This window comes from Marisediminitalea lipolytica, assembly GCF_001758465.1.
Lineage (GTDB): Bacteria > Pseudomonadota > Gammaproteobacteria > Enterobacterales > Alteromonadaceae > Alteromonas > Alteromonas lipolytica.
In genome coordinates this window covers 1-17223 of sequence record NZ_MJIC01000013.1, presented here as the reverse complement: position 1 = coordinate 17223, position 17223 = coordinate 1, and the positions used below count along the sequence as shown (strand labels likewise).

Sequence of the window (17223 nt, the reverse complement as noted above, 5' to 3'; positions counted from 1 at the left end):
TTGCCCCAATGCCAAAACGTACCGACCTAAAAAGTATCCTAATCCTTGGCGCCGGCCCGATCGTTATCGGTCAGGCCTGTGAATTTGACTATTCTGGTGCCCAGGCGTGTAAAGCCCTTCGCGAAGAAGGCTACCGCGTCATTCTGGTTAACTCTAACCCTGCTACCATCATGACTGACCCGGAAATGGCTGATGCGACCTACATCGAGCCAATTCACTGGGAAGTGGTACGCAAAATTATTGAAAAAGAACGTCCGGATGCAATCCTGCCTACCATGGGCGGCCAGACTGCACTGAACTGTGCGCTGGACCTGAACAAGCACGGCGTGCTGGACGAATTTAACGTAGAACTGATTGGTGCAACGGCTGACGCGATTGATAAAGCGGAAGACCGTGAGCGTTTCGATAAAGCCATGAAGTCTATTGGTCTTGAGTGTCCGCGTGCAGAAATCGCCCACACTATGGAACAGGCCCACGATGTATTAAGCCGGATTGGCTTCCCGTGTATTATCCGTCCGTCATTCACCATGGGTGGCACCGGCGGTGGTATCGCATATAACATCGACGAGTTTAACGAAATCTGTACCCGTGGCCTGGACTTATCGCCCACCAACGAACTGCTTATCGACGAATCCCTGATTGGTTGGAAAGAGTACGAGATGGAAGTGGTTCGCGACAAAGCGGACAACTGTATCATTGTTTGTACCATTGAAAACTTTGACCCAATGGGCGTGCACACCGGTGACTCTATCACCGTGGCACCAGCACAAACGCTGACCGACAAAGAATTCCAGATTATGCGTAATGCGGCCATGGCCGTACTGCGTGAAATCGGCGTAGAAACCGGTGGTTCAAACGTTCAGTTTGGTGTGGATCCGAAGACCGGCCGTCTGGTTATTATCGAGATGAACCCGCGTGTATCCCGTTCATCAGCACTGGCTTCTAAAGCAACCGGTTTCCCGATTGCAAAAGTAGCGGCTAAGCTGGCCGTAGGTTACACCCTGGATGAACTGGCTAACGACATCACTGGTGGTTTAACGCCTGCGTCGTTTGAGCCTGCTATCGACTACGTTGTGACTAAGATCCCACGCTTTAACTTTGAAAAGTTCGCCGGTTCGAATGACCGTCTGACTACGCAGATGAAATCAGTGGGCGAGGTAATGGCGATTGGCCGTAACCAGCAGGAATCACTGCAAAAAGCCCTGCGTGGTCTGGAAGTTGGCGCCGCTGGCTTAGACCCGATTCTGGACCTTGACGATCCGGAAGCGCAAAGCAAACTGATTTACGAACTGCGTCAGCCTGGCGCAGAGCGTATCTGGTACATCGGCGATGCCTTCCGCTCTGGTATGAGCGTAGAAGAGGTCTTTAAACTGACCAACATCGATCGTTGGTTCCTGGTGCAGCTGGAAGAGCTGGTGCTGCTGGAGCAGAAAGTGGCTGAGATTGGTGTGAGCAACATCGATTTTGACCTGATGACGACCTTAAAACGTAAAGGTTTCTCAGATGCTCGCTTAGCAACCCTGACCGCTGTAGCCGAAAGCGACGTGCGTGACCTGCGCCGTGGCATGGGCATTAAGCCAGTGTACAAGCGCGTAGATACCTGTGCGGCAGAGTTTGCGACCAGCACCGCGTACATGTATTCAACCTATGATGAAGAGTGCGAAGCTGCCCCATCTGACCGTGACAAAATCATGGTATTAGGCGGTGGCCCGAACCGTATCGGTCAGGGTATCGAATTTGACTACTGCTGTGTACATGCAGCGCTGTCGATGCGTGAAGACGGTTACGAGACCATCATGGTTAACTGTAACCCGGAAACCGTATCAACCGATTATGACACCTCAGATCGTCTGTACTTTGAGCCGGTAACCCTGGAAGACGTACTGGAAATCGTTGCGGTTGAAAAACCGAAAGGTGTAATCGTGCAGTACGGTGGTCAGACGCCACTGAAACTGGCCCGTGCGCTGGAAGCTAACGGTGTGCCTATCATCGGTACTTCACCAGAATCGATTGACCGTGCTGAAGACCGCGAGCGCTTCCAGCAAATGGTTAACAAGCTGGCGTTAAAACAGCCTGCTAACGCAACCGTAAGCAACATGGAACAGGCGCTGGAAAAAGCGGCCGAAATCGGCTTCCCACTGGTGGTTCGTCCATCTTACGTGCTGGGTGGTCGGGCGATGGAAATCGTGTATGACCTGAAAGACCTGAAACGTTATCTGAACGAAGCGGTAAAAGTGTCTAACGACTCGCCGGTTCTGCTGGACCGTTTCCTTGATGACGCTATCGAAGTGGACATCGATGCAGTATGTGACGGTACCGACGTCGTGATCGGCGGTATCATGGAGCATATCGAGCAAGCCGGTGTTCACTCAGGTGACTCAGCGTGTTCTTTGCCTCCGCATTCACTGCCAAAAGATATTCAGGACGTCATGCGCGAACAGGTTAAAGCCATGGCCTTAGAGCTCGGCGTAATTGGCCTGATGAACACCCAGTTTGCGATTAAAGACGGCGAAGTGTACCTGATTGAGGTAAACCCTCGTGCAGCACGTACTGTCCCGTTTGTATCCAAAGCAACTGGCGTGCAGTTAGCGAAAGTCGCGGCTCGGGTAATGTCTGGTAAGTCGCTTAAAGAACAAGGCTTTACTGAAGAAGTTATCCCACCATTCTACTCTGTGAAAGAAGTGGTACTGCCGTTTGCGAAGTTTCAGGGTGTGGATCCACTGCTTGGCCCTGAAATGCGCTCTACCGGTGAGGTAATGGGGGTAGGTGATACTTTCGAAGAAGCTTATGCTAAAGCCAACCTGGGGGCGGGTGCACCTTTACCTGCGTCAGGTAAAGCGTTGCTGTCAGTTCGTCAAACCGACAAGCCAAAGCTGGTTGAACTGTCGAAAGCGTTAATCGCCAAAGGCTTCACCATCGAATGTACCAGTGGTACAGCTGAATCACTGCGTGCCCAGGGCATTGAAGTGTCAGTGGTTAATAAGTTGTCGGAAGGCCGCCCGAATATCGTTGATGCGATTAAGAACGGTGAGTATTCCTACATTGTGAATACCACCGAAGGCCGTCAGGCGATTACTGACTCGGTGTATATCCGTCGCGAAGCATTGGTGAACAAGGTTACTTATACCACCACCATGAACGCGGCATTTGCTACGGTACAGGCCAAATCGGCTGATGACCGCGGTAAAGTGACTTCGGTTCAGGATTTACACGCCAGAATAAACGGATAATGACATTTAAAGGGATACTGTGTATCCTTTTATAACGCATTTATTTGTAAGTAACTTCGTTATCAACTATTGAAAAATGCGCCCAACGGGCGCATTTTTTTGTTTTATTAAAAACATATTCAGGCAAGTGAGAATAACAACATGGCTCAATATCCTATGACTGCACGTGGTGCCGAGATGCTTCGCGAGGAGTTGAATCAACTAAAATCTGTCGAGCGCCCAAAAATCATCGCTTCGATTGCTGAAGCCCGTGAACACGGTGATTTAAAAGAAAACGCGGAATATCACGCAGCGCGTGAGCAACAGAGTTTCTGTGAAGGCCGTATTCAGGACATTGAAGGTAAGCTGTCTAATGCACAGATTATCGATGTCACTAAGATGACCAACAATGGCAAAGTGATTTTCGGTGCGACCGTGACCATTCTTAATCTGGATACCGACAAGGAAACCACATACCGCATTGTGGGTGACGACGAGGCTGATATCAAACAGAACCTGATCTCGGTTAACTCACCTATTGCCCGAGGGCTGATTGGCAAGGAGCTGGATGATACGGTGAATATCCAGACGCCCGCAGGTACCGTTGAATTCGAAATCATCGAAGTGGAATATATTTAATTCATTTCCCTTTTTGAAAGAGCTGCATCAGGCAGCTCTTTTTCGTTTTAATGCTGCAAAACGGATTTACTAAAGCTATGGCTACAATTCCCAAAGACGAAATTCAGACCCTGGACTCAAAAGTGGTGTATCAGAATCGCTGGATGACCGTGCGAGAAGACAGGATCGGTCGCGAAGACGGCTATCGCGGTATCTACGGCGTTGTAGATAAGCCAGACTTTGTAGTGGTGATCGCGTTAGATGGTGACGATGTGTATCTGGTTGAACAATACCGCTACCCGGTGAAGGGCCGACATCTGGAATTTCCTCAGGGGGCAAAAGAAGGCTCAGATACTTTTGACGCACTAAAAGTAGCGCAGGCCGAATTACAGGAAGAATGTGGTTTGTTGGCGAGTGACTGGCAGTATGTGGGCGAGCAGTTTCTGGCCTATGGCATGTGCTCCCAGCGTTATCATATCTTTGTGGCGAAAGACCTGACCAGCACCGCTCAGAACCTGGAAGAGGAAGAGCAGGGACTTACCGTGCACAAACTGCCACTGGCTGAGGTAAAAGCCCGGATCGTCAATGGCGAATTGATGGATTCGACTACCTGCAATGCCTTTGGATTAGCGACATTAAAGGGGTTTATTTAATGACTATGTCTCATTCAACTGCGCTACAAATAGGCATTGATGATCCGGCCTCGGAAGATGTTATTGCGTTACTGGAAGAGCACCTGGCTGATATGTATGCCACTTCACCGCCAGAGAGTGTTCATGCCCTGGATGTCAGTAAACTCAAAACCCCCGCCATTACGTTTTTTACCGCGAGAGCTGGTGGTAAGTTAATGGGCTGCATCGCGATTAAACGATTGAACGAAACCCAGGGTGAAATCAAGTCTATGCGGACGCCGACAGCATCCCGTCGCAGCGGTGCGGGAAAGCAATTGCTGGCTTATTTAATAGATTACGCCAGGCACAATGGCTATCAAACCCTGTGGCTGGAAACGGGCTCAATGGCCTTTTTTGAACCCGCCAGGCAATTATACTCAGCCCATGGTTTTGCGTTTTGCGGTCCGTTTGCTGATTATACAGAAGATCCTAACAGCTGCTTTATGTGTAAAGCGCTTTAATTTCCCCTGCGGCCCGGCGTTGTTTCGGGCCAAATTACTGTTTTCATTTAATTCAGATCAAGTAAAGCTGTGCTTATCCTTGTCTTCATTTGCAGGCAATAGCACACTGATTCCCAGGCTATATATTAATCACTTATATGCCCCATAGATTCTGTTTATGGGAAATGATGTGATTTAACTATGTAAATATTATGTGATCGCCACATTCATAGTATTTATAGAGCGCATAAATTAAACTTAATTTTATGCAAAAAAACGAATATATATTGATATTTAGTCGTAAAAAATGATTTTTTATGCAATTCAAACGCTTGTTTATATTGTGTTTTAGTAATCAGCATGATACTAATCTGTTTTCAAAATAATGCCCGGGAAAAGCAATGACTACATCAATTTCAGGATTACTTTTAGAGGCTGGCAATCTGTTGCTGGTCGGCATGGGCTTCGTATTTGTCTTTCTGACCGTTCTGATTTTCGCCGTAAACGCACTTAAAGCATTTTGCGAACGTTTCCCTGGTCAGGAGCCGCAGGCGCCGGTAAGAGCGCAGGCCGCAAAAGCCCCGTCAGCTGCAGCCGCCGATAACAACGTTATCGCCGCCATCTCTGCAGCCGTGCACGCGCACAGACAAGCGAATAAATAATTTACACACTTTAGGAGAACACATGTCTAAGCCACTGGCGATTACCGAACTGGTGCTTCGGGATGCGCACCAATCACTGCTAGCCACCAGAATGCGTCTGGAGGATATGCTGCCTATCGCTGAAAAGCTGGATAATGCAGGTTACTGGTCTATTGAATCATGGGGCGGCGCTACATTCGATTCGTGTATACGTTATCTGGGCGAAGATCCCTGGGAGCGTATTCGCGCGCTGAAAAAGGCCATGCCTAAAACCCCACAGCAAATGCTGCTGCGTGGTCAGAACCTGCTGGGTTACCGCCACTATGCCGACGACGTAGTCACTCGTTTTGTTGAGCGTGCCCACGATAACGGTGTTGATGTATTCCGTATTTTTGATGCCATGAACGACGTTCGCAATCTGGAAACAGCCATTAAAGCGGCGGTTAACTGTGGCGCACACGCACAGGGCACCATCTCTTATACGGTCAGTCCGGTACACAACCTTGAGCTGTGGCTGGATATGGCGAAAAAGCTGGAAGATATGGGCGTTCACTCCATTTGTGTTAAGGATATGGCGGGTCTGCTTAAGCCTTACGAATGTGAAACCCTGATCACAGAGCTTAAGAAAACCGTGAGCGTGCCTATTGCTATGCAATGCCATGCGACTACGGGTTTAAGTACCGCGACTTACCAGAAAGCCATTGATGCAGGAATCGATATCCTGGATACGGCGATTTCGTCTATGAGTATGACCTACGGCCACTCAGCAACCGAAACTATTGTGTCGATTCTGGAAGGCACAGAGCGCGATACGGGCCTGGACTTACCAGAATTGGCCGAAATTGCGGCGTACTTCCGCGACGTGCGGAAAAAATACGCTAAATTTGAAGGTAGCCTTAAAGGCGTGGACGCCCGCATTCTGCTGGCTCAGGTGCCAGGCGGTATGCTAACCAACATGGAAAGCCAGCTTAAAGAGCAGGGCGCAGCCGATAAATTTGATGAAGTACTGCAGGAAATTCCGCGCGTACGTGAAGATTTAGGTTTTATCCCGCTGGTTACGCCAACCTCACAAATCGTTGGAACGCAGGCGGTTCTGAACGTATTAACCGGCGAGCGCTATAAGAGCATTTCTAAAGAAACTGCTGGCGTACTCAAAGGTGAATATGGCGCTACTGCTGCGCCGGTAAATGCTGAGCTGCAAGCGCGGGTTCTGGATGGTGGTGAAGCCATTACATGTCGTCCTGCCGATCTGATAGAGCCAGAACTGGAAAAACTGGAAGCCGAGCTGGATAGTCTGGCCAGCGAGAAGTCTATTGCGCTGGCAGAAGAGAAAATCGATGACGTATTAACTTACGCATTGTTCCCGCAAATCGGCCTTAAATTCCTTGAAAACCGCAATAACCCGGAAGCCTTCGAACCTGTACCTACCGGTGAAGAAGTTGCTCCAGCCGCAGCGCCAGCAAGCGCTGGGGCTGCATCAGAAGCCGCGGTTTACGATGTGCGAGTAGACGGCAAACTGTACAGTGTTGAAGTCGGAGCTCAGGGCCAACTGGGCGCTATCACCCCGGTTGCAGCACCTGCTCAGGCAGCCGCTCCGGCCGCTGCGCCAGCACCTTCTGGTCAGACAATTAATGCGCCATTGGCGGGTAATGTCTTTAAGGTACTGGTATCGCCGGGCGATCAGGTTGCCAACGGTGATGTGGTTATTATCCTTGAAGCAATGAAAATGGAAACGGAAATCCGTAGCGCTTTTGACGGCACCGTTTCTGCGATTCTGGTTAAAGACGGTGACAGCGTTTCCAGCGGTCAGCCTCTTATCAGCTTGGGTTAACGGTCAATGGAACAATTAGCCATCCTGTGGGACAGCACTGCGCTGGCCCATTTCGAAGCGGGCCAGTTAGTAATGATGGCAGTAGGTGCTCTGCTGCTGTATCTGGCTATCGTGAAAAAGTTTGAGCCATTACTGTTATTTCCAATCGGTTTTGGCGCCTTACTGACCAACATCCCACTGGCCGGTTTTACTGAGCCGGGCGGGTTGTTGTATTACATCTACGAAGTCGGGATCCACTCCGGGGTCTTCCCTTTGCTCATCTTTATGGGCGTTGGGGCGATGACCGACTTTGGTGCCCTGATTGCTAACCCGCGCATGTTATTGCTGGGTGCTGCAGCACAGTTTGGTATTTTTGCCACCCTGTTTGGTGCCATCTCGCTTAACTTTATTCCTGGCTTCGATTTTACCTTAAAAGATGCGTCGGCCATTGCCATTATCGGTGGTGCGGATGGTCCTACGGCAATCTTCCTGGCATCGCGTTTAGCGCCTGATTTATTAGGGGCCATTGCGGTAGCGGCTTATTCATACATGGCGCTGGTGCCTATTATCCAGCCGCCTATTATGAAGCTGCTGACCACGCCGGAAGAACGCAAAATTGAAATGGCCCAATTACGTCATGTTTCCACTAAAGAGAAGATACTTTTCCCTTTGGCGGTGCTGTTTCTGACTATTCTGTTCCTGCCTTCAGCAACACCTTTAGTAGGTATGTTCTGCTTTGGTAACCTGATGAAAGAGTGTGGTGTGGTGGATCGTTTAAGCAAAACCGCGCAAAACGAACTCATTAACATCGTGACAATCTTCTTAGGGTTAGCGGTTGGTTCCAAGTTGTCGTCAGACAAATTCCTGACCGTTGAAACGCTGGGTATTCTTGCGTTAGGCGCAGTTGCCTTTGCAATTGGTACGGCTGCAGGCGTACTGATGGCGAAAGTGATGAATAAGATGAGTGGTGGTACTATCAACCCGCTTATCGGTGCTGCAGGGGTATCAGCGGTGCCTATGGCGGCCCGGGTTGCCAATAAGGTTGGTCTTGAGGCAAACCCACATAACTTCCTGCTGATGCATGCGATGGGGCCTAACGTAGCTGGTGTACTGGGGTCCGCTGTTGCGGCTGGTGTGCTGCTGGCGCTGGTTGGCTAACCCATTGCAACAGATCTGGCGTGACCCGTTATTCCGGGTCGCGCAAGGTTTGTTGAGGGATTAAAGACTGATAGGACAATACCAGCTTTTTTGTCATCTCATGCTGAGGCCAGCGAAAAATGGTTTCGGTTTTACCACTTTCAATAATCTGCCCCTTATCCATCACAATCACCCTGTCGGCAATATGCCGCACAATGCCCAGGTTGTGCGAAATAAAAATAAACGCCAGGCCCATTTCTTTTTGTAGTTTTAAAATCAGGTTTACCGTTTGTGAGCGAATGGTAGGGTCCAGTGCCGCAAAGGGTTCGTCAGCAATTAATACTTTTGGATTTGGCAATATGGCTTTGGCCAGTGAAACACGCTGCTGCTGGCCGTCAGAGAGCATATGACGGTAAAAATAGATGTGCTCCCGTAACAGGCCTACTTTTACCAACGTATCGCCTATCAGCGTTTTACGCTCGCTTTCTGATAACGTCGAGTTCAGGCGCAGGGGTTCATCGAGTATCTGGCCAACCGGGATACCGGGATTAATGGATTCACTGTTGTGCTGGAATATCATGCGGATGCCGGTAATATCGGCTTTTTTTCGCGCTACGCGGTGTTTAACCGACCAGTAGCGTTCTTCCTGCAATTGTATTTGGCCTTCGTCAGGTTCTACGGCGCCGGCCAGCATTTTTGCCAGCAATGATTTGCCTGAACGGTTCTGACCAATAATCGCAATGGTTTCGCCCTTAATAACCTGCATATCAATTGGACCAAGAGAAAAAACCTCTGGTTTTTTTAACCAGCGTTTTTTGCTGCTGTGGCGAAAGGTTAAACCATTAACACTAAGAACCTGACTCATACTTTCTCCCTGTGTAACGGGAAGTGACAGCTGTAAGCGTGATCGTGAATTTTGCGGACCGACGGGACATTAACGCAGGCCCGCTGTGCACGGGGACAGCGTGGCCCCAGGCGGCAGCCTATGGGTAAATGCTGGAGCGTCGGAATAGTCCCCGGCAGGGTGGGCAGCAGCGACTTTGGCGGTAAATCCTTACTAAAGCTAGGCGCACTGTCCAGCAGTGCTTTGGTATAGGGATGCAAGGGGCGTTTGCGGATTTGCTTCATCTTGCCCGATTCCACCGTCTGACCGCAGTAAAGCACGGTCATGGAATGAGACATACTGGCAATCGCCAGCAGGTCGTGGCTCACAAACAAAATACCCAGTGAACGTGTTTGATTTAAGCGCGACAGCAGTTTAAGTACCTGAACCTTGGTGGTGGTTTCCATGCCCCGGGTTGGGTCATCGGCAATCAGCATTTTGGGTTGACTGATGAGTGCCATCGCCAGCATCAGTTTCTGACCGATATCGGTTGGAATTTGATGGGGGTATGCCTGCAGGTATTGTTCGTGATCCTTAATGCCCACCTTATGCACGGTCCTGATCACTTCTTTGCGCCGCGACTGGGCCCGCTGCCAGAACCAGCTGCCTTCGATTAACTGCTCAGGCAGGGATTCTTCCAGTTGCTCACCCAGTGTAACGGAAGGATCCAAAGAGGCAATGGCGTGTTGAAATACCACGCCGATGTCCTTGCGCAAAATTTGTCGGCGTTGTTGTTCTGACATGGACAACAGATTATTGCCGTTCCAACTCATGCGATCGGCGGTGATAGTCCAGTTGGGCGGCGTTGCGCCGGAAATAGCCTGGACAATAAGGCTTTTGCCGGAGCCAGACTCGCCTACCAGCGCGCGGATCTCGCCACTGTTTACCGTCAGGTTTATTTTATCCAGGGCTTTAATAACCTGGGTGCCGGTATCGATTTCTAAGGTCAGATTTTTGATATCCAGTAATGGCATTAGCGATTCACCCGTTTGCGTAACGCAGAGCGCAGACCATCACCCACGATAGTGATCGACAGCACCATTAAAAAGATAGAAATACCTGGTATAGCAATGCTCCACGGCGCTAAATACCCGGCATCCAGACCGGTGGCCAGAATGGCTCCGAGTTCTGGTAACGGCGGCTGTGCTCCCAGATTTAAAAAGCCCAGTGCGCTGATATCTATAACGGCAATCGACAGCGCTAAGGTGCCCTGAACCACCAGTGTTTCGAACATATTGGGCAGAATAGAATAATAAAATAGCTGCAGATTGCTGGCACCATCCAGTGTTGATGACTGGATATAATCTTTTTTCATCTCACCGCGCACAAAGGAGCGTGTGTGGTGAATAAATTGTGGGATCAGCGCCAGGGTAATGGCCCACATACTGTTAACCAGACCACTGCCGAGTATGCCCACAATGATAATGGCAATCAGCAGGGTAGGGATGGCCATCAGAGCATCCAGTAAATGGTTTACCACACTGGAACGTACTCCGCTGAGCATACCGGCAACGGTGCCGATGGTAACCCCAATCAGCATGGCAATAATGACCACCAGTAAACTGGTGCCAAAGGTCATCCGGCAGCCATACATAATGCGGGAAAACAAATCACGGCCCAACGCATCAGTACCAAACAAATGTGCAATCGAGCCATTGGCAGTCCAGCTCGGCGGAATTAGCAGTGCTTCGGTGTTCTGGTAAATGGGATCATAGGGCGCAACCAGTGGCGCGAAAAAGGCAAAAAACACAAACAGTAAGAGTACTGCCAGTCCAATCAGTGCAATGTGGCTGGATTTGAACGCCCGCCAGGTGTGTTGCCACGGAGACGGATGCGCTTCGTCGTCGTAAAAGCTAAATCGTGACACTTTCGAATTTTTCCCTGCTTGGATCGATTAAACGGTTAAACAAATCTATCGCAATGGTAATCATCACGACCAGTGTCGAAACGGCCAGCATGCCCATACGCAATGCCGAATAATCCCGCTGGTAAATCGCCTGAATCAGCCAGTTGCCAATACCCGGCCAGGAGAACAGGGTTTCTACTATCATTGCATTGGTGATTAGCGTGGTAATTTGCATCGCCATCAGTGGCAGAATGGGCAACAGCGCGTTACGTAACACGTGCCTCACAAATATCTGTCTGCTGGATAAGCCCTTGGATTTTGCTGCAATAATAAAGGGTTTGTTAAGCACATCGATAATAGAACGTCGCGTGATCCGAATCATCGACGCGGTGGACATTAAGGCAATGGACAATGTTGGCAGTATCAGATGCAAAAAGGCATCACTGAGGGCGGCGCTTTTGTCGAGATTGTCAGCCAATAAGATATCGATAAACAGGAAGCCGGTTTGATGAGGGATATCAAACAGCAGGTTAACCCGGCCCGATAATGGCAACCAGCCAAACTGTAGGCTGAAGGTCAGGATAAATATCACCGCTAACCAAAAAACCGGAACCGAATACAGCGTAACGCTTATCGAGTTTATGGTGAAATCTGCATTACTGTAAGCGCGTAAACCGCTGTAGCAACCAAGTGGAATGCCGATGACAACAACAATAAACATCGCGCAGGCACTTAACTCTATGGTTGCCGGTAATGCCAGCATGATCTCCTTGGACAGTGGCTGACCAGAAATAAGGCTGACGCCCCAGTTACCAGCAAACAGCTCGCTGAGATAATCGCCAAACTGCACAAGAATATTGCTATTGAGGTGATACTGATTTATCAGGGCTTCATGTTGGATTAGGTTTTGTGGCGTAATACCTGTCAGGGTAGTTACCGGCTCAGCCGGAAACAGGTAGATTAACGAAAATGACAGCGCACATAGCGCAAGCAGTGTCAGCGTGAATAAAACAAAATAGCGAAAGAGGATCCTAGTCACGATGCTTGGTTACCCCGCCGAGTCTGACGCCACCATAAGGATTAATCACCATGCCGGATAATTCTTTACGGTAAGCCTGGTAACGATAAGCATGAGCAATAGGCACTATCGGGAGCTTATCGAACAACAGCTCGTTGGCTTTTAAGTACAGGGCTTTTCGAATATCGATATCTTCGGTCTGCAAAGCCCGATCGAGCAGTTCATCATAAGTGGGGTTACACCAGCGAGCCCGGTTGGTACCAGAAGGGATCGCATCACAACTGAGTAGCGGGCGGTAAAAATTATCCGGGTCGCCGTTGTCTGCCGACCAGCCGATTAAAACCGAATCATGGTTACCCCGGCGCAGTTCGCGGCGGAAAGTTGACCAGTCATAGCTGACAATATTCACTTCTACTTCGATGTCGGCGAGATAACGCTGGATAAGCTCTGCCATTTTCTGGGCGTTGGGGTTGTAGGCCCTTTCCACGGGAATAGCCCAGATAGTCATACTAAAGCCGGGTTCAATACCGGCCTGATCCAGCAGCTGACGGGCCAGCACCGGATTGTAGCCAGTATCCTGCGCGTCTGGCTGATACGCCCAGCTCGCCGCCGGGAGTAACGATTTTGCCCGGGTAGCACTGTCAAAATACACCGCTTCAATCAGGGTGTTTTTATCGATAGCGTACGCCAGCGCTTTTCTTACCGCGGGATTATCAAAAGGTGCGCGCTCGGTGTTAAAAGCCCAAAAGCCAATATTCAGGCCGGCTTTTTCATCCAGAGCCAAATCATCCCGCTCACGTATAACCTGATGATCGACCCTGGCAGGGAAGGCGATGGCATCACATTCGCCGGTCATCAGTTTGGCCAGGCGTAATGAACTTTTCGGTGTGATATCAAAAATCAGTGACTCGCTGGCCGGTGTGCCTTCCCAGTACTGTTCATTCACATCATAACGAATGTAATGGTTCTTTTGATAATCGGCATACTGATAGGGGCCGGTTCCTATGGGTAACCGGTCGATTTTTTCCGGTGTGCCCCGGGACATCAGTAAATCGCCATATTCTGCCGACAGTATTACCGAAAAGTCACTGGCTATATTGGCGAGGAAAGAGCTGTCTCGTTGTTTTAGGGTAATTTCTACTTCAAAAGGCGATAGCGCGGTGATGTCAGCAATGTTATCGGCCAGCCCCAACGATTCAAAGTAAGGATAATAGCCACCAGATACCGGGTGAAAACTGTGCTCAGGCAATCGCCAGCGATTAAATGAAAACAGTACATCCTCAGCGTTAAGTAGTCGGCTGGGGGTAAAATACGAGGTGGAATGAAACCCAACATCCTGACGTAACAGAAAACGATAACGCAGTCCGTCCTGGCTAATAGACCACTTCGTGGCAAGTGATGGTCTAATGCGCCCTGTTTCAGTATCAAACTCTAACAGCCGGTTGTAGATCTGATGTGCGGTGGCATCTGCTGTAGTAGTTGAGGTGTCGAGCTGAGGGTTCATAGAAATAGGATCGCTCTCTGAACAATACACCAGTCCGCTGGTGTAATTAGCGCTGTACTTCTGTGGCGAACATCCACCCAGCAGGGTGACTACAATGGCTGAGACAACCGTCCAGACGGACCGCCTGTTCATCGTTACTCTTCCTCGCCGGCTGCGCTATCAAGCAAATTGTATTTTTTTAAGTAACCCCTGAGTTGATGATAGGTCAGACTGAGTTTATCGGCGGTTTTTTTCTGATTATACTGGCTGTCTGCCAGTGCTTGCTGAATAAGTTCTATTTCGTATTGCTGAGACAGGTTCTTCAGATCAACCGGGTATTCCATAACCGGCTTAGGCGCTGCTGCCACAACAGGGGCTTCAGCGATTGTCTGGGGTTCAGCTACAGGCTGTCGGGGCTCTGCCGGTTCCGCTATTCTGTCCTGAGTTTTGACTCGGCCCTTAGGCCGGTAAATGGACTCAAAGGGATCAAGGATAATCTCATGTACCGGTAAATGAGGGTTGTTGCAGCGGTAGACTGCTCTTTCCACCACGTTTTTAAGCTCACGAATATTACCGGGCCAGTCATAATTGAGTAAGGTTCGCTTAGCTTTTTCGGTAAAGCCACTGAACAACTCCATTTCAAGTTCCCTTGCCATATTAATCGCGAAGGTTTCAGCCAGCAGCATAATATCTTCCTGGCGCTCTCTGAGAGGAGGGATGGTAATAACGTCAAACGCCAAGCGGTCGAGCAAATCCGCTCTGAACTCACCACTTTCCGCCAGTGCCGGGAGATCTTCATTGGTCGCAGCCACCAGACGGACATCGACTTTAAGGGTTTTATTGCCGCCCACTCGTTCGAATTCACCGTATTCAATGACCCGTAGCAGCTTTTCCTGAATCAATCCTGAGGTATTCGCCAGTTCGTCCAGAAACAGGGTACCGGTATGGGCCAGCTCAAAGCGGCCTTCGCGACGTTTACCCGCCCCGGTAAAGGCGCCTGCTTCGTAACCGAATAATTCACTTTCAAGGAGGTTTTCATTGAGCGCCGCACAGTTCAACTTGACGTAATTTTGATCCCAGCGCTGCGACAGGTAGTGCAGACGGGCGGCGATTAACTCTTTACCGGTTCCCCGTTCACCAATAATTAAAACGGGCTTATTGAGCGGGGCTATTTGGGATACCTGCTCCAGAACTTCTAAAAAGCTGTTAGCCTGACCGAGTAAATTGTCTTGCTGGCGAAACCGACTCATTAATTCCCTCAAAAAGTAGCCAAATCGACCAATTAATAGTGTAGATTAAAAATCGACTTGATTACAGCGTTTATTATTTTTTAAAAAATTTTATTATATTCAGTGAGTTAATTTATTTTTGTTAGTTGGCGCGGTATTTGTATGTTCTACTGACAAGTAAACCACGTTAATCAAAAATTGTTAACACGAGCTAGAGGTAAAATATTATGGGTATCTTCTCTCGTTTCACAGACATTGTGAACTCAAATATTAATGCGTTACTGGATAAAGCCGAAGATCCTGAAAAAATGGTTCGTCTGATTATTCAGGAAATGGAAGACACCTTGGTTGAAGTCCGTTCAGCTTCGGCCAAGACAATTGCTAACAAAAAGGAAATTGTAGCGCAAATTAGCAAACTGGAAGCCGATGCGGCCGACTGGCAGAACAAAGCGGAGTTTGCCCTGAGCAAAGACCGCGAAGATTTAGCCCGGTCTGCATTGCAGGAAAAGAAAAAGAGTCAGGATGCGGCTGATGTCCTGAGTGCAGATTTGACCGCGGTTGAAGATCAAATCAGCAAGTTACAGGACGAAATCGTCCAGTTACAGGAAAAACTGGCAGACGCGAAGTCACGTCAAAAAACCATCCTGATGCGCCAGAAAACAGCATCGTCGCGACTGGAAGTTCGCAAAACACTCGACAGTGGCAAAATTGACGAAGCCATGGGGCGTTTTGAACAATACGAACGCAAGATTGATGACATTGAATCGCAGGTTGAGGCTTACGATTTAGGCAAGAAAACCTTGCAGGACGAATTTGCTGAGCTGGAAGCTGGCGACAAAATCAATGATGAGTTAGAAGCGTTAAAAGCGAAGATGAAAAAGGCAGATAAGCCAGCTGCAAAGACAGCAAAATCTAAATAACTTATTATAATTTACAGGCCGGGGGCTGCCCGGCACTTCTGACCGGAGGTATTTAAAATGGACGAGGGAACTGTAGCATTAATTTTGGCCCCACTGATTATCTTTTTAATTTTTGTGGCGCCCATTTGGTTGATTTTGCATTACCGCAGTAAAAAGCAGGTCAACCAGGGCTTGTCAGCCGAAGAGCAAATCGCGTTGCAAGAGCTGGCGGGTAAAGCGGAAGCGATGTCAGAGCGCATCCAAACGCTGGAAGCGATATTAGACTCTGAAGCGCCAGAATGGAGAAACCGGGCATGAGCACCAAGAAAACCATTTACCGTGACACCAAGCACGGTCGCATAGCCGGCGTATGTGCCGGGGTTGCAGAGTACTTCGGATTAGAAGTCTGGTTGGTTCGAATTTTAACGGTTACTGCGTTTTTCTTACTGGCCGGTCCCTTTGTGTTGGTGAGTTATGTGGCTTGCTGGTTTATTTTTGATAAGAAGCCAGAGGTTATTGAAAACGTACATTTCAACCAGGCAGAAGCTTCATCTGGAAAAGGCTGGAAAAATTCAGGTGCAGCCAGTGACAAAGTTGAGGTTAAAACCCGTGTCTGGCAAGCGGGTGAGCCACCACGGCAGGCGTTTCATGACATCACTAACCGTTTTCAGACCATTGAAAGCCGGTTAAGAAAAATGGAAACCTACGTGACTTCCAGAGAGTATCAGCTAAATCGTGAAATCAGCCGGTTATAGGCAGTAAAATCAGCTAAAAAGCGCCATCAGGCGCTTTTTTTTATGTGACCGGTCGCGAAGCGACAGAACACCACGGGTTTACCCGTGGATGAATGAGTCCGAGGCCTGTATGCTACGAAGATGGAAGTTCGAGTCTCATCACATGGTCTATATAGACTTCAATATCACGTCGTCTGGGTAACCAAATACAGGCGTCGGATACTGAAGCCTTTCGTCGTGGAGTATTTGCGCAAAGTGTTGCCGAAGCTGCTTCGAAGTATGCCCGGCGTAACGATAGAGCGAATGGGCTTTGATAATGACCATATGCACATGTTGATGGTCATTCCACCGAAATACTCGATAGCAGAAGTGATGGGTAAACTCAAAGCCCAGTCAGCGTCAAACATGAGAAAGACATTCAAATGGCTAGGAAAGGTCTATTGGAATGAAAATATTGTTTGGTCGCCGGGTTACTTTGTAAGCAGCGTAGGCTTAGACGAGCACACAATACGGAACTACGTTGAGCATCAAGGTCGGAAGGATTCAGATCAGCTCCGAATGGAGCTGTAACAGAAAGAACCCCGGGCATGCCCGGGGGAATCTAT

General features: G+C 49.1%; 17 protein-coding genes. 11 read left to right on the top strand and 6 right to left on the bottom strand.

The window, feature by feature from the left end; genetic code table 11:
- Positions 1–8 precede the first annotated feature (8 nt).
- The 7 genes from carB (at position 9) to BFC17_RS10410 (ending at position 8547) form a co-directional block, all read left to right on the top strand.
- Positions 9–3230 (top strand): carbamoyl-phosphate synthase large subunit, encoded by a 3222-nt coding sequence (gene carB / locus BFC17_RS10440; RefSeq protein WP_070176424.1) that lies wholly within the window; start codon positions 9–11, stop codon positions 3228–3230.
- 141 nt (positions 3231–3371) lie between these two features.
- Positions 3372–3848 (top strand): transcription elongation factor GreA, encoded by a 477-nt coding sequence (greA, locus tag BFC17_RS10435; RefSeq protein ID WP_070176423.1) that lies wholly within the window; start codon positions 3372–3374, stop codon positions 3846–3848.
- Between the two features lie 77 nt (positions 3849–3925).
- Positions 3926–4480, top strand: a complete 555-nt coding sequence (locus BFC17_RS10430; RefSeq protein WP_070176536.1) for an NUDIX domain-containing protein — start codon at positions 3926–3928, stop codon at positions 4478–4480.
- A complete protein-coding gene (locus BFC17_RS10425; protein ID WP_229681089.1) occupies positions 4480–4959 on the top strand; it encodes a GNAT family N-acetyltransferase in 480 nt (159 codons plus the stop codon). Before BFC17_RS10430 ends, BFC17_RS10425 begins: the two co-directional genes overlap by 1 nt.
- A gap of 380 nt (positions 4960–5339) precedes the next feature.
- Positions 5340–5600, top strand: coding sequence for an OadG family protein (locus BFC17_RS10420; RefSeq protein ID WP_070176422.1), 261 nt, complete (start codon positions 5340–5342; stop codon positions 5598–5600).
- Between the two features lie 22 nt (positions 5601–5622).
- Entirely contained in the window at positions 5623–7410 is a 1788-nt protein-coding gene (oadA, locus tag BFC17_RS10415; RefSeq protein ID WP_070176421.1) for a sodium-extruding oxaloacetate decarboxylase subunit alpha, read from the top strand.
- 6 nt (positions 7411–7416) lie between these two features.
- On the top strand, positions 7417–8547 hold the full coding sequence (locus BFC17_RS10410) for a sodium ion-translocating decarboxylase subunit beta (RefSeq protein WP_070176420.1): 1131 nt from the start codon (positions 7417–7419) through the stop codon (positions 8545–8547).
- Between the two features lie 28 nt (positions 8548–8575).
- Here the strand turns inward: BFC17_RS10410 and BFC17_RS10405 are convergent, their stop codons facing one another.
- The 6 genes from BFC17_RS10405 to pspF are packed head-to-tail and all read right to left on the bottom strand — an operon-like array spanning position 8576 to position 15006.
- Complete coding sequence (locus tag BFC17_RS10405) at positions 8576–9391, bottom strand: ATP-binding cassette domain-containing protein (RefSeq protein WP_070176419.1); 816 nt, start codon at positions 9389–9391, stop codon at positions 8576–8578.
- Positions 9388–10383 carry an oligopeptide/dipeptide ABC transporter ATP-binding protein gene (locus tag BFC17_RS10400; RefSeq protein WP_070176418.1) on the bottom strand — a complete coding sequence of 332 codons (996 nt, stop codon included), beginning with the start codon at positions 10381–10383 and terminating at the stop codon, positions 9388–9390. The genes BFC17_RS10405 and BFC17_RS10400 overlap by 4 nt, the downstream gene beginning before the upstream one ends.
- A complete protein-coding gene (locus BFC17_RS10395) occupies positions 10383–11276 on the bottom strand; it encodes an ABC transporter permease subunit (protein ID WP_070176417.1) in 894 nt (297 codons plus the stop codon). Before BFC17_RS10395 ends, BFC17_RS10400 begins: the two co-directional genes overlap by 1 nt.
- Positions 11263–12294 (bottom strand): ABC transporter permease, encoded by a 1032-nt coding sequence (locus tag BFC17_RS10390; RefSeq protein WP_070176416.1) that lies wholly within the window; start codon positions 12292–12294, stop codon positions 11263–11265. The genes BFC17_RS10395 and BFC17_RS10390 overlap by 14 nt, the downstream gene beginning before the upstream one ends.
- Positions 12287–13909 carry an ABC transporter substrate-binding protein gene (locus BFC17_RS10385; RefSeq protein ID WP_070176415.1) on the bottom strand — a complete coding sequence of 541 codons (1623 nt, stop codon included), beginning with the start codon at positions 13907–13909 and terminating at the stop codon, positions 12287–12289. The genes BFC17_RS10390 and BFC17_RS10385 overlap by 8 nt, the downstream gene beginning before the upstream one ends.
- Before the next feature lie 2 nt (positions 13910–13911).
- Positions 13912–15006 carry a phage shock protein operon transcriptional activator gene (gene pspF, locus BFC17_RS10380; RefSeq protein ID WP_070176414.1) on the bottom strand — a complete coding sequence of 365 codons (1095 nt, stop codon included), beginning with the start codon at positions 15004–15006 and terminating at the stop codon, positions 13912–13914.
- A gap of 206 nt (positions 15007–15212) precedes the next feature.
- On the opposite strand from pspF, the gene pspA reads away from it, so the two are divergent.
- The 4 genes from pspA to tnpA all read left to right on the top strand — a co-directional run bounded on the left by pspA (position 15213) and on the right by tnpA (position 17188).
- Entirely contained in the window at positions 15213–15905 is a 693-nt protein-coding gene (pspA, locus tag BFC17_RS10375) for a phage shock protein PspA (protein ID WP_070176413.1), read from the top strand.
- 57 nt (positions 15906–15962) lie between these two features.
- Complete coding sequence (gene pspB, locus BFC17_RS10370) at positions 15963–16202, top strand: envelope stress response membrane protein PspB (RefSeq protein WP_070176412.1); 240 nt, start codon at positions 15963–15965, stop codon at positions 16200–16202.
- Positions 16199–16639, top strand: coding sequence for an envelope stress response membrane protein PspC (gene pspC / locus BFC17_RS10365; RefSeq protein WP_070176411.1), 441 nt, complete (start codon positions 16199–16201; stop codon positions 16637–16639). Before pspB ends, pspC begins: the two co-directional genes overlap by 4 nt.
- A gap of 120 nt (positions 16640–16759) precedes the next feature.
- Entirely contained in the window at positions 16760–17188 is a 429-nt protein-coding gene (gene tnpA, locus BFC17_RS10360) for an IS200/IS605 family transposase (protein ID WP_070174559.1), read from the top strand.
- The last annotated feature ends 35 nt before the right edge of the window (positions 17189–17223 follow it).